Below are 12,326 nucleotides of genomic sequence, written 5' to 3' on the forward strand. Positions count from 1 at the left end.
GCGGGCGGCGGCTCCACGGCCAGCATGCCCGCGCACGGGCCCGTCCAGACCCGCGACGGGGGGTCAGCGCAGCCGGGCCGCCGAGATCCGGGGGAAGTGGATCAGCAGGTCGTACGAGGCGGAGAGCCGGCCGGGCACGGTGTCGCCCGGCCAGGGGTACGCGGTCCCGATGTTCCGGTCCGGCCGGGACGTCCCGAGCCATTCGCGCGCCGCCGGGGTCGTCCGCCTCATGTCCAGGTAGAACGGCCCGGAGGCGACCCGGTCCAGGGTGTGGGCGCCGCTGTCCGGCCCGAGCGGGCCGACGGTGAAGACCCGCAGCGGCTCGCCCGGGGCCCCGGTGTCGTGCGCGTGGAAGGACCCCTGCCCGAAGGAGGCGCCCACGCTCACGTAGTCCCGGCCGAGCGCGTCCCGCAGGAAGGCGCCCTGGAGCCGCGGGTACTGCTCCGGGTTGGGCGTCACGTACCCCACGTGCCCGTTGTGCGCGGAGAGCACCATCCGGTGTCCGGTCCTGCGCTGCCACCACACGGTGTTCTCCGCCATGACCCGGTCGCGGTACAGCATCGCCGCCGCGACCCCCTCGGGCGTCGCGAAGTCATGGGCGTACTCGGTGCCGACCTGGGCGATCGCGCGCGCGTGCCGCACGGCCCAGGCGTGCGCCTCCCGCGCCCCGGGGCCCCCGCCGGGCCGCTGCCGCTCCAGGAGGACGAGGGCCCGGTTCACGTCGTCGGCCATCCGCCGCCGTTCGGCGAGCGGCCGGTCCAGGTGCCCCTTCATCCACTCCTCGACCCCGCCCGTGGGCCGCGACTCCCGGTACAGCTCCCGGAAGCGGGGCAGGAGCGCCGGGCGGGTGCGGGAGACGTGCGCGGTGACGGCGTCGAAGAGGTTCGGGCCCGCGTACCCGAGGTCGTTCCCCATGAAGCGGACCATGCGGTCGGGGTGGAGCCGGTTGTGCTCCCGCATCCAGCGGAACAGGTCGAGGTACTCCCCGGTGTTCCAGAGGCGGTACGACTCCTGGAACTCGTCCCGCATGATCGCCTCGATGTCGCCCCGGCCGGTGCGCACCCACGCGTCGATCAGGAGGCCCGTGGACCAGTTGGCCTCCAGGGCGAAGGTGGTGAACCCCTTCTCCTCCACCAGGTGCTCGAAGATCCGGTGCTTGGCGGTGAAGAACTCCGCCGAGCTGTGCGTGGCCTCGCCGACGCCGACGACCGTGGCGGAGCCGATCATCCGGTCGAGCGGCCGCAGATCGGCCAGGGGGCGCGCGGAACGGGCGAGTTCGCGCGCCGGGTCGGTGACGGCCGATTCACCACGGGGGCTCCCGGGAGCCGCGCCGGCCGGGGCCGGGGTGAGGCCGCCGAGACAGACGGCGATCAGCATCCCGGCGACGGGAAGCCGACGACGTAAGGAGGACTTCGGGAAGGAGGACTTCGGCGAGGAGGACTTCGAGAGGGTGGCGTTACGCATGGGACCAGCGTGGTCGGTGGGACGCCACCCGGACATCCCGCCCGCCCCCTTCCCCGGCCTCCCGCCCGCCCCCTCGGGACACGGGGGACACCCCCCTTCCCGGGGCGGCCCTCAGCGGTACAGCAGGTACTCCTTCCGCACCGCCCGGAAGGCCTTCAGGTCCGCCTGCCACGCCCCGACGACCTCGTCCGTGTCCGCGCCCGCGTCGATCAGGGTCCGCACCCGGGTCGAGCCGGTCAGCTTGTCGATCCAGTTGTCCGGCCGCCAGGCGAAGCCGGACCAGGAGCGGCGGGCGGTGACCAGGAGCCCGATCCCGGTCCGTACCGGGTCGAAGGACTCCCGGTCGTGGACGTGCAGCTGCACCCCGCCCACCGTCTTCCCCTGGAACTTGGAGAAGGTCGGCGCGAAGTAGGCCTCGCGGAAGCGGACCCCGGGCAGGCCGAGCGCGTTCGCCGCCTCCGCCCACCGGCGGTCGATCCCCTCGGCGCCGAGGAGTTCGAAGGGGCGGGTGGTGCCCCGGCCCTCGGAGAGGTTCGTGCCCTCGAAGAGGCAGGTGCCGGAGTAGACGAGCGCGGTCTCCGGCGTCGGCATGTTCGGGCTCGGCGGCACCCAGGGCAGCCCCGTGGCGTCGAAGAAGTCCGACCGCCGCCACCCCGACATCCGCACGGTCTCCAGGGCGACGGGCGCGGCCAGGAACTCGCCGTTGAAGAGCAGCGCCAGCTCGGCCACCGTCATGCCGTGCGCCTGCGCGATCGGCTCGCGCCCCACGAAGGTGGCGAACGCCCGGTCCAGGACGGGCCCGAGCGCCGCGCGCCCGGTCACCGGGTTCGGCCGGTCCAGGACCACGAACCGCTTCCCGGCGAGGGCGGCGGCCTCCATGCAGTCGTACAGCGTCCAGATGTAGGTGTAGAAGCGCGCGCCGGCGTCCTGGATGTCGAAGACGACCGTGTCCACGCCGGAGGCGGTGAAGACGTCCGCGAGCGGCCGCCCGCTCTTCAGGTACGTGTCGTAGACGGGCAGTCCGGTCGCCGGGTCGTCGTACCGGCCCTCCGAGCCGCCCGCCTGGGCGGTGCCCCGGAAGCCGTGCTCGGGGCCGAAGACGGCGATCAGGTCCACCCGCTCGTCGGCGTGCATCACGTCCACGAGGTGACGGGCGTCCGGGGTCACGCCGGTCGGGTTGGTGACGACGCCGACCCGCTGCCCGGTGAGCGGCGCGTACCCGTCCGCCGCGAGCCGCTCGAAGCCGGTCCGCACCCGGTGCCGCCCGTTCTCCCGCCCCGGAGCCCCCGTCTCCCGCCCCGGCGTCCCGGCGGTGGCGGGGTGCGCGGTCGCCGCCACCGCCCCCAGGGCGCCTCCGGCGGCCAGCAGACTCCGTCGCGACAGACCCATGCGCGAACCTCCTCGATCGCGGCCCCGGCCGGGGCACATGACATGGGCACGCACGCTAGCGCTCCCGACCGCCCGGGGGAACGAGGCGTGCGGGAGGGTCCCTCCGCCGCCGTCCCTCCGCCGACCCTTCCCACTCGGCATACCGACCGGTTAGTCTGCCGGGGTCGCCGTCCCGGGAGGGCCGGGGAAGCCGGAACGGCCGGAGAGTCGCGGAGAGGTGGGTCCAGACATGGGCGCGGACACGGGCACAGGTGCGGGCACGGGTGCCGTTACGAGTACGAGTACGAGTACGAGTGCGCGCGCCGGCGCCGGCGCGGACCTCCGGGGCGCCGGGGTCGTCGTCACCGGCGCGGGCGGCGGCATCGGAGCCGCCCTCGCCCGCCGCTTCGCCGCCGAGGGCGCCCGCGTCGTCGTCAACGACCTCGACGCCGACCGCACCAAGGCGGTCGCCGCCGAGATCGGCGGCCTCGCCGTCCCCGGCGACGCCTCCGCCGTCGTCGACGAGGCCCGCGCGGCCCTCGGCGGAACCGTCGACGTCTGGTGCGCCAACGCCGGCCTGTCCTCGCCCGGCGACGCCTTCGCCGACGAGGACGTCTGGGCCGCCGCCTGGGACGTCAACGTCATGGCCCACGTCCGCGCGGCCCGCGCCCTGCTCCCGGAGTGGCTGGAGCGCGGCAGCGGCCGCTTCGTCTCCACCGTCTCCGCCGCCGGACTCCTCACCATGATCGGCGCGGCGCCGTACAGCGTCTCCAAGCACGGCGCGTACGCCTTCGCCGAGTGGCTCTCCCTCACCTACCGGCACCGGGGCCTCTCCGTCCACGCCATCTGCCCGCAGGGCGTCCGTACGGACATGCTGACCGCCGCCGGGAGCGCGGGCGAGCTGGTCCTCGCCCCCACCGCCATCGAGCCCGAGGACGTCGCGGACGCCCTGATCGACGCCGTCGCGGCCGACCGCTTCCTCGTCCTGCCCCACCCCGAGGTCGCCGGCTACTACCGCAACCGGGCCACCGACCCCGAGCGCTGGCTCGGCACCATGAACCACGTCCAGCGGACCTGGGAGACGGGCGCCGGTCGGCCGTAGTCCCCGGCGGATGGGAAGATCTGTCCGGCGGGAACTCGTTCCCCTGACCGAAAACAATCACGAAGAAGCACGAAGGAAGGCGGCGGAGCATGGCCAGGACGACGGAAGGGAGCGGCACCCCCGTCCCCCAGAGGCTCCTCGCCGCCGCCACCCGGCTCTTCGCGGAGCGGGGCTACGACCGCACCTCCGTCCAGGAGATCGTCGAGGCCGCCGGGGTCACCAAGGGCGCCCTCTACCACTACTTCGGCTCCAAGGAGGACCTCCTCCAGGAGGTCTACTCCCGGGTCCTGCGCCTCCAGCAGGAGCGGCTCGACGCCTTCGCCGACGCCGACGCGCCCGTCGAGGAGCGGCTGCGCGACGCCGCCGCCGACGTCGTCGTCACCACCATCGAGAACCTCGACGACGCCTCGATCTTCTTCCGCTCCATGCACCACCTGAGCCCGGAGAAGAACAAGCGGGTGCGGGCCGAGCGCCGCCGCTACCACGAGCGGTTCCGGGCCCTGATCGAGGAGGGCCAGAAGGCCGGGGTGTTCTCCTCCGCGACCCCCGCCGACCTGGTCGTCGACTACCACTTCGGCTCCGTGCACCACCTGTCCACCTGGTACCGCCCGGACGGCCCCCTCAGCCCCCAGCAGGTCGCCGGCCACCTCGCCGACCTGCTGCTCCGGGCCCTGCGCCCCTGACCGCACCCCCTCCCGGGGGTGCGGCCGGCCGGACGGGTCCTACAGGTACTTTTTCAGCTCCCGGCGCGCCAGGGACCGCTGGTGCACCTCGTCCGGCCCGTCCGCCAGCTTCAGCGTCCGCGCCGCCGCCCACAGCTCGGCCAGCGGGAAGTCCTGCGACACCCCGCCCGCGCCGTGCAGCTGCACGGCCTTGTCGACGATGTCGACGACCGCGCGCGGGGTGGCGATCTTGATGGCCTGGATCTCGGTGTGCGCGCCCCGGTTGCCGACGGTGTCCATGAGCCACGCCGTCTTGAGGACGAGCAGCCGCAGCTGCTCGATGGTCACCCGGGCGTCCGCGATCCAGTTCTGCACGACGCCCTGCTGGGCGAGCGCCTTGCCGAAGGCGGTGCGGGAGACCGCCCGCCGGCACATCAGCTCCACGGCCCGCTCCGCCATGCCGATCAGCCGCATGCAGTGGTGGATGCGGCCGGGGCCGAGCCGGGCCTGCGCGATGGCGAAGCCGCCGCCCTCCTCGCCGACCAGGTTCGCGGCCGGGACGCGCACGCCGTCGAAGACCACCTCGGCGTGGCCGCCGTGGTAGTGGTCCTCGTACCCGTACACCTTCATCGCGCGCCGCACCTCGACGCCCGGGGTGTCGCGCGGCACGAGGAGCATCGACTGCTGGCGGCGGAGGTCGGTGCCGTCGGGGTCGGTCTTGCCCATGACGATGAAGACCGCGCAGTCGGGGTTCATCGCCCCCGAGATGTACCACTTGCGCCCGTCGATCACGTACGAGTCGCCGTCCCGCCGGATCCGGGTCTCGATGTTGGTGGCGTCGGAGGAGGCGACGTCGGGCTCGGTCATCGCGAACGCCGAGCGGATCTCGCCCGCGAGGAGCGGCTCCAGCCACTGCTTCTTCTGCGCCTCGTCGCCGAACTCGGAGAGCAGCTCCATGTTCCCGGTGTCCGGCGCCGCGCAGTTGAGGGCGGTCGGGGCGAGCTGCGGGCTGCGGCCGGTGATCTCGGCGAGCGGCGCGTACTGGAGGTTGGTGAGCCCCGCCCCGTACTCGGCGTCGGGGAGGAAGAGGTTCCAGAGCCCCTGCCGCTTGGCCTCGGCCTTCAGCTCCTCGACCACCGCCGGGGTGTCCCACGGGGAGGCGAGCAGGGCCCGCTGCTCCTCGGCGACGGCCTCGGAGGGGTACACGTGCTCGTCCATGAAGGCGAGGAGCTTCGCACGGAGCTCCTCGGTGCGCGCGTCGTAGGCGAAGTCCATGGGGTTCAGCCCTCCTGAAGGGTGGTCAGGCCGTGCTCGATGAAGACGGGGACGAGTTCGCCGATGCGGTCGAAGCCGGCGCCGACCGTCTGGCCGAGGGTGTAGCGGTAGTGGATGCCCTCCAGGATCACGGCGAGCTTGAACCAGGCGAAGGCCGTGTACCAGGAGAGGGCGGAGGTGTCGCGGCCCGAGCGGGCCGCGTAGCGCTCGACCAGCTCGGCGGCGCTCGGGTGCCCGGCGGCCGTGGCGGTCGTGGAGAGGGGGGAGCCCGGCAGGTCGAGCGGGGTGCTGTACATGACGAGGAGGCCGAGGTCGGTGAGCGGGTCGCCGAGCGTCGACATCTCCCAGTCGAGGACGGCCCGGATCCGGTCGTCGGGGCCGACGAGGACGTTGTCGAGCCGGTAGTCGCCGTGGATCACGGTGGGCGGGGGAGAGGCGGGCAGGGCCCGGCCGAGGGCGGCGTGCAGCTCGTCGATCCCGGCCAGCTCCCGCCCGCGCGAGGCGTCGAGCTGCTTGCCCCAGCGGCGCAGCTGCCGGTCGAGGAAGCCGTCGGGCCGCCCGAAGTCCCCGAGTCCGACCGCGTCGGGGTCCACGGCGTGCAGGTCGACCAGGGTGTCGACAAGCCCGAGGACGGCGGCGCGGGTGCGCTCGGGGCCCAGCGGGGCGAGCTGGCGGGCCGAGCGGTACGGCGTCCCCTCGACGAACTCCATGACGTAGAACGGCGCGCCGAGCACCGACTCGTCCTCGCAGAACAGCACCGTCCCGGGGACGGGCACCTCCGTCGCGCGCAGGGCGCTGATCACGCGGTGCTCGCGCCGCATGTCGTGGGCGGTGGCCAGGACGTGGCCGAGCGGGGGCCGGCGGACGACCCACCGGCCGGCGCCGGTGCCGTCGGTCACCGCGTACGTCAGGTTCGAGCGCCCTCCCTCGATCAGCCGGGCTTCGAGGGGACCGCCCACCAGGCCGGGCCGCTCGCGGTCGAGGAGAGCGCGCAGCCGCTCGGGGTCGAGACCTGGCGGGGGCACCTCCCGCGTCGTGGACTGCGGGTCAGGGGCGGAGCTCATCGGGCGTACCTCCGGATCGGCTGCGGTCGGCCCTCATGATGACCGACCAGTCGGTATGTCGTCCAGAGGGGTGTCCGCCACACTCCGCGCGCGCCCCCGCCGAAGGCGCGGAAGGCCCCGAAGGTCTCGAAGCCCCCGAAGACGCGGAGGGCGTGCGCCGAGGGGCGGTCGTCCCCTCGGCGCACGCCCTCCGGCGGCTCAGGCGTGGCAGGCCACCGGCATCCCGCCGTTCATCGCCGCCATGTCGCCGAGGACCACCGCCAGGTCGAGCGGGTTCCCCTCCGGCAGGCCCTCCAGCTCCGCGTACGCCCGGTGCAGGTTCGCCACCAGGCGCTCGCTCTCCCGCCACGCGGCGAACTCGCCGAGTTCCGCCCGCCGCGCCGTCTCCAGCGGCGCGTCCCCCTTCGCGTACCCCTCGGCGGCCAGCTCCCGCACCCACAGCAGGTACCGCTCCGTCGCGTCGTACGCGGAGGGGTCGGTGACCCGCCCGTGCCCCGGCACCACCGTCGGCGCGTCGAGCGCGCGCAGCAGGGCGAGCGCGCGCAGCGAACCGGCGAGCGACCCCATCGGCAGGAACGGCGTCCCGCCCTGGAAGACCAGGTCGCCCGTGAAGACCACCCCCTGTTCGGGCAGGTGCACGACCGAGTCGCCCGTGGTGTGCGCGGTGCCCGGGTGGAGCACCCGCACCTCGATCCCGCCGACGTGCAGCGTCAGGCGGTCGGTGTACGTGACGGACGGCGGCAGGATGTCGACCCGCCCGAAGTCGGTCTGCGGCCAGATCAGATGGAGCTGGTGCCCGGCCGCGAGCTGCTCGGTCCGGCAGTGCTCGTGCCCCACGATCCGCGCCTCGGGGACGAACACCCCGTTCCCGTAGGTGTGGTCCCCGTGGTGGTGGGTGGAGACGACGGTGCGCGGCAGCGGAAGGCCCTCGGCGAGGACGGCCTCGCGCAGCAGCAGGGCCCGCCGCTCGGTGGCGGCGGTGTCGACGAGCAGGGACTCGCCCGCGTCCCCGAGGAAGCCGGCGTTGTTCAGGCACCAGCCGCCGTCGGGCTGGACGAAGGCGTGCACGTGCGGAGCGAGGGTGACCACGTAGGGGTCGGTGGAAGACAAGGGATTCCCCCGGGTGAGAGCCGGATCTGACGGGGGGAAAGAGTGTCAGCCGACCCCGGTCCGGGGGAAGTCGGAAGCGGTACGTCCGGCGGCGCGGCGCCGGCCCGGTCAGCGGATCAGTGGTCGTCCCAGTGTCCGTCGTGCGCCGCGTGCCGGTGTCCGTCGTGCACGTAGTCGACGTGGTCGCCGTGCGTCACCGGCTCGTGGCCGCAGTCGGGCCCGTGCTCGTGCGCGTGCGCCTCGTGGGAGACGTGACCGGCCGGCTCGCACTCGTCCCAGTGGCCCGAGTGCTCGCGGTGCAGGTGCCCGTCGTGCGCGTAGTCGACGTGGTCCCCGTGGTCCACCGCCCGGTGGCCGCAGTCCGGGCCGTGGGCGTGGGCGTGCGTGGGGTGCTCGTGGTGGAGAACGGTCATCACATGGCCTCCGTGAGGGAACGGCTGACCTTTCCAGGCTAGTCCGATACGCCCCTCTCGTCCCGGTTCGGAAGATGTGCCGCGTCCGTGTCCCCGCGCCCCCGTGTCCCCGGTCGGGGTCCACCGGACTCACCAGATCAGCGCGGCCCCGAAGACGGCGAGACCGATCGTGCACGCGGCGGCGAGCAGCGCGTCCCGGTGCGTGAGCGGACGCGGCCGGACCGTGTCCAGGGAGCGGATCCGGCGGTGGGCCACCGCCAGGAACAGGACCCACGCGAGGGCGGAGAGGGCGAGTCCGGCCAGCCCCCGGGGCGTGGTCTCGTCCTGGACGGCCAGCTTGACGGCGAGCACCGCCACGACCGTGCAGGAGAGCGTGGTGCGCCGCCAGGCGAGCCGGGTCCGCTCCGGCTGGAGCCCGGGGTCCCGGGTCACCACCGCGTCCGGCGGCCCCTCCACTACCCGGCCCAGCCGAAGAGGACGACCACCACCATCGCGAGCGCCACCACGGCCACCGCGAGGCTGAGGACCGCCGGGAACCGGGACACCGGAAGGTCCTCGCCGCGCCGCATCGCCCGCTCGCAGCGCACCCAGTGGTTCACCGCGCGCAGGGCGCAGAGGACCCCGGCGGCGAGCAGCGCGAGCGCGAGCCCGACCCGCACCCCCCACCGCAGGTCCGGCAGGAACTGGTCGACGGCGAAGCCGCCGCCGATCAGGGCGAGCGCGGTCCTGACCCAGGCGAGGAAGGTCCGCTCGTTCGCGAGGGAGAAGCGGTAGTCGGGGGTGTCCCCCTCGTCCCGGATCCGCTGCGGCGCGAACCAGAGCCGCAGACTCTGCACGAAATCGCTCACACGTGCACCCTAACGGGCTGATCATCGGACCGCCCGGCACGTCCGGTACCGGTACGAGGCCCCAGGGGCCCGGTAGCGGCGCGAGGCCCCAGGGGCCCGGGGGCGTCCGGGGGCATCCGGCCCCTCAGCCCCGTCCCGCCCCGTGCGCCCGCAGCCGCTCGTGCGCGGCGAGACCGTCCGGCACCCACTCCCACTCACCGAGCCGCGCGGCCAGCTCGTCCTCCGTCAGGAAGGCGTGCCAGGCGACTTCCTCGGCCTGCGGGTCCACCGGCAGGTCGCAGCGGACCTCGTACACGGCCGACCACCACTTCCCGGCCACGCCCCCGGAGTCGTACAGGAAGCGCAGCACCGGCTCGGGGCGGGGGAGCCCCCGCACCCCCAGCTCCTCCTCGGCCTCGCGGAGGGCGGCCTCGTCGTAGGACTCGCCCGCGCCGACGACACCGCCGACGAACATGTCGTACATCGAGGGGAAGACCAGCTTCGTCGGCGTCCTGCGGTGGACGAAGACCCTGCCGTCGGCGTCCCGGACCCGGATGAAGACGCAGCGGTGGATCAGGCCCCGTGCGTACACCTCACCGCGCGGGGCCCGTCCGACCACCCGGTCCTGCTCGTCGACGACGTCGAGAATCTCTTCGGCGGAACTCATGGCGCCATCCAAGCAAAGCCGTCCGGCGGGACCGTCCGGCGGGACCGCTCCGCGAGACCGCGCGTCCGAACGGTTGACTGGATACACCGGTGTATCCAAGATGCGGTCCATGTCCTACGACGCTGATGTGATCGTGATCGGGGCCGGCCTCGCCGGACTCGTCGCCACCGCCGAGCTGGTCGACGCCGGCCGCACCGTGATCCTCCTCGACCAGGAGCCCGAGCAGTCCCTCGGAGGCCAGGCCCACTGGTCCTTCGGCGGCCTCTTCCTGGTCGACTCGCCCGAACAGCGCCGCATGCGCGTCAAGGACAGCCACGCCCTGGCCCTCCAGGACTGGTACGGCACCGCCGGCTTCGACCGGACCGAGGACCACTGGCCGAGGAAGTGGGCCGAGGCGTACGTCGACTTCGCGGCCGGCGAGAAGCGCGCCTGGCTCCACGCGCGCGGGGTGCGCTTCTTCCCCGTCGTCGGCTGGGCCGAGCGCGGCGGCTACGACGCCACCGGGCACGGCAACTCCGTTCCCCGCTTCCACATCACCTGGGGCACGGGCCCCGGCCTCGTCGCCCCCTTCGAGCGCAAGGTCCGCGAGGGCGTCGCCCGGGGCCTGGTCCGGTTCCGCTTCCGCCACCGCGTCACCGGCCTCGGCCGCACCGCCGGAGCCGTCGACACCGTCACCGGCGAGGTCCTGGAACCCTCCGCCGTCCCCCGGGGCACCGCCAGCGGCCGCGAGGCCACCGGCTCCTTCGAGCTGCGCGCCCAGGCCGTGATCGTCACCACCGGCGGCATCGGCGGCAACCACGACCTCGTCCGCGCCCAGTGGCCCGCTCGCCTCGGCACCCCGCCCGCCAAGCTGCTCTCCGGCGTTCCCGCGCACGTCGACGGCCTGATGCTCGGCATCGCCGAGAAGGCCGGCGCCAGCCACATCAACCGCGACCGGATGTGGCACTACACCGAGGGCATCGAGAACTGGAACCCCATCTGGGCCCGCCACGGCATCCGCATCCTGCCCGCCCCGTCCAGCCTCTGGCTCGACGCCACCGGCAAGCGCCTGCCCGTGCCGCTCTTCCCCGGCTTCGACACCCTCGGCACCCTCGAACACATCACGCGGACCGGCCACGACCACACCTGGTTCGTCCTCGACAAGAAGATCATCGGCAAGGAGTTCGCCCTCTCGGGCTCCGAGCAGAACCCGGACCTGACCGGCAAGTCGGTCCGCGACGTCATCGGACGCGCGCGGGCGGACGTGCCCGGCCCCGTCCAGGCCTTCATGGACAAGGGCGTCGACTTCGTCGTGGAGAAGGACCTCTCCGCCCTCGTCCGGGGCATGAACGCGCTCACCGGCGAGCCGCTGATCGACGAGGCGGCGCTGCGCCGCGAGATCACCGCCCGCGACCGCGAGATCGCCAACCCCTTCACCAAGGACCTCCAGGTCACGGCGATCCGGGGCGCCCGCAAGTACCTGGGCGACAAGCTCATCCGCACGGCGACCCCGCACCGCATCCTGGACCCCGGCGCGGGCCCGCTGATCGCCGTGCGCCTCAACATCCTCACCCGCAAGTCCCTCGGCGGCCTGGAGACCGACCTCGACTCCCGCGTCCTGACGCAGGGCGGCGAGCCCCTGAAGGGCGTGTACGCGGCGGGCGAGGCGGCCGGCTTCGGCGGCGGCGGCGTCCACGGCTACCGCTCCCTCGAAGGCACCTTCCTCGGCGGCTGCGTCTTCTCGGGCCGCGCGGCGGGCCGGGCGGCGGCGAAGGCGGTGGGCTGAGGACCGGGTCCGGCGGGAGGGGTACGCCGGGAGCCGGGAACCCCACGGCGGGGCCGGGCTCCGGGAAACCACGGCGGGGCCGGGCCCGAGAACCTCACGGCAGGGTCGGCCCCTGGGAACAACAACCCGGCATCAGGCCCCCCGGAGCACCTCCACCACCTTGAACCACTCCACCACCAGCATCGTCCCCCCGTCCACGACGAACTCCGGGTCCCCCAGCGCCTCCCGCGTCTCCTCGCCGTGCCAGAAGTCCTCGTGGCCCGCGCGCCACTCCGCGACCGACCGGTAGCCCTCGTCCTCGCCGAGCGCGAGGCGGAGGTCCGCGTCGCGCAGGGGCAGCACCTGGACCTCCGTGATCTCCACGACCGCCACCTCGCGGCCGTCCGAGTCGACGACCGCCGACGTTCGCCGACCTCGGGCAGCTCCTCGTTCTCGGCCTCGTACTCCAGGAGGAGCCCCGTCGTGGCGGTCTTCTCGCCGGAGAGCACCGCCGCGACGAGCCGGTCCCGCAGGGGTCCGGGAAAGGCGAGCAGGAAGGGCTTGAGCGCGTGAGGGCCGGTCATGGCCGACAGTCTGTCAGCCACGACCGGCCCTCACCGTTCGTCCTCG

12 protein-coding genes and 1 pseudogene are annotated in these 12,326 nt (G+C 73.8%); 3 read left to right on the forward strand and 10 right to left on the reverse strand.

Features of this window, described 5'->3' with window-relative positions; translation table 11 throughout:
- Positions 1-63 precede the first annotated feature (63 nt).
- The gene (locus AB0398_RS24520) at positions 64-1,464 is read right to left on the reverse strand and encodes an erythromycin esterase family protein (RefSeq protein ID WP_366377762.1); all 1,401 of its coding nucleotides are present in this window, start codon (positions 1,462-1,464) and stop codon (positions 64-66) included.
- 111 nt (positions 1,465-1,575) lie between these two features.
- Complete coding sequence (locus tag AB0398_RS24525; protein WP_366377763.1) at positions 1,576-2,853, reverse strand: DUF1343 domain-containing protein; 1,278 nt, start codon at positions 2,851-2,853, stop codon at positions 1,576-1,578.
- Between the two features lie 229 nt (positions 2,854-3,082).
- Between AB0398_RS24525 and AB0398_RS24530 the strand changes: the two genes are divergently transcribed.
- Positions 3,083-3,934 carry an SDR family oxidoreductase gene (locus AB0398_RS24530; RefSeq protein ID WP_366377764.1) on the forward strand — a complete coding sequence of 284 codons (852 nt, stop codon included), beginning with the start codon at positions 3,083-3,085 and terminating at the stop codon, positions 3,932-3,934.
- Between the two features lie 89 nt (positions 3,935-4,023).
- Entirely contained in the window at positions 4,024-4,617 is a 594-nt protein-coding gene (locus AB0398_RS24535; protein ID WP_366377765.1) for a TetR/AcrR family transcriptional regulator, read from the forward strand.
- A gap of 39 nt (positions 4,618-4,656) precedes the next feature.
- On the opposite strand, the gene AB0398_RS24540 is transcribed toward AB0398_RS24535, so the two are convergent.
- From AB0398_RS24540 to AB0398_RS24570, 7 genes are all read right to left on the reverse strand, one after another.
- A complete protein-coding gene (locus AB0398_RS24540; RefSeq protein WP_366377766.1) occupies positions 4,657-5,871 on the reverse strand; it encodes an acyl-CoA dehydrogenase family protein in 1,215 nt (404 codons plus the stop codon).
- A 5-nt stretch (positions 5,872-5,876) separates the two neighbouring features.
- Positions 5,877-6,935 carry a phosphotransferase family protein gene (locus AB0398_RS24545; protein WP_366377767.1) on the reverse strand — a complete coding sequence of 353 codons (1,059 nt, stop codon included), beginning with the start codon at positions 6,933-6,935 and terminating at the stop codon, positions 5,877-5,879.
- 198 nt (positions 6,936-7,133) lie between these two features.
- The gene (locus tag AB0398_RS24550; RefSeq protein WP_366377768.1) at positions 7,134-8,045 is read right to left on the reverse strand and encodes an MBL fold metallo-hydrolase; all 912 of its coding nucleotides are present in this window, start codon (positions 8,043-8,045) and stop codon (positions 7,134-7,136) included.
- 116 nt (positions 8,046-8,161) lie between these two features.
- Entirely contained in the window at positions 8,162-8,458 is a 297-nt protein-coding gene (locus AB0398_RS24555) for a hypothetical protein (protein ID WP_366377769.1), read from the reverse strand.
- A 129-nt stretch (positions 8,459-8,587) separates the two neighbouring features.
- Entirely contained in the window at positions 8,588-8,890 is a 303-nt protein-coding gene (locus AB0398_RS24560; RefSeq protein WP_366377770.1) for a DUF202 domain-containing protein, read from the reverse strand.
- Positions 8,891-8,913: 23 nt separating this feature from the next.
- Positions 8,914-9,306, reverse strand: coding sequence for a DUF202 domain-containing protein (locus AB0398_RS24565; RefSeq protein WP_366377771.1), 393 nt, complete (start codon positions 9,304-9,306; stop codon positions 8,914-8,916).
- Positions 9,307-9,430: 124 nt separating this feature from the next.
- Entirely contained in the window at positions 9,431-9,952 is a 522-nt protein-coding gene (locus AB0398_RS24570) for an NUDIX domain-containing protein (protein WP_366377772.1), read from the reverse strand.
- 109 nt (positions 9,953-10,061) lie between these two features.
- Between AB0398_RS24570 and AB0398_RS24575 the strand changes: the two genes are divergently transcribed.
- Complete coding sequence (locus AB0398_RS24575) at positions 10,062-11,717, forward strand: FAD-binding dehydrogenase (RefSeq protein ID WP_366377773.1); 1,656 nt, start codon at positions 10,062-10,064, stop codon at positions 11,715-11,717.
- A 132-nt stretch (positions 11,718-11,849) separates the two neighbouring features.
- Here AB0398_RS24575 and AB0398_RS24580 read toward each other — a convergent pair.
- Positions 11,850-12,280, reverse strand: a pseudogene (locus tag AB0398_RS24580) (ASCH domain-containing protein).
- Positions 12,281-12,326 lie beyond the last annotated feature (46 nt).

This window comes from Streptomyces sp. NPDC086147, assembly GCF_040702165.1.
Taxonomy (GTDB): Bacteria; Actinomycetota; Actinomycetes; order Streptomycetales; family Streptomycetaceae; genus Streptomyces.

Coding starts and splice junctions, on each gene's coding strand:
- AB0398_RS24520 (WP_366377762.1), bottom strand. CDS start 1,464: ATGCGTAACGCCACCCTCTCGAAGTCCTCCTCGCCGAAGTCCTCCTTC.
- AB0398_RS24525 (WP_366377763.1), bottom strand. CDS start 2,853: ATGGGTCTGTCGCGACGGAGTCTGCTGGCCGCCGGAGGCGCCCTGGGG.
- AB0398_RS24530 (WP_366377764.1), top strand. CDS start 3,083: ATGGGCGCGGACACGGGCACAGGTGCGGGCACGGGTGCCGTTACGAGT.
- AB0398_RS24535 (WP_366377765.1), top strand. CDS start 4,024: ATGGCCAGGACGACGGAAGGGAGCGGCACCCCCGTCCCCCAGAGGCTC.
- AB0398_RS24540 (WP_366377766.1), bottom strand. CDS start 5,871: ATGGACTTCGCCTACGACGCGCGCACCGAGGAGCTCCGTGCGAAGCTC.
- AB0398_RS24545 (WP_366377767.1), bottom strand. CDS start 6,935: ATGAGCTCCGCCCCTGACCCGCAGTCCACGACGCGGGAGGTGCCCCCG.
- AB0398_RS24555 (WP_366377769.1), bottom strand. CDS start 8,458: ATGACCGTTCTCCACCACGAGCACCCCACGCACGCCCACGCCCACGGC.
- AB0398_RS24570 (WP_366377772.1), bottom strand. CDS start 9,952: ATGAGTTCCGCCGAAGAGATTCTCGACGTCGTCGACGAGCAGGACCGG.
- AB0398_RS24575 (WP_366377773.1), top strand. CDS start 10,062: ATGTCCTACGACGCTGATGTGATCGTGATCGGGGCCGGCCTCGCCGGA.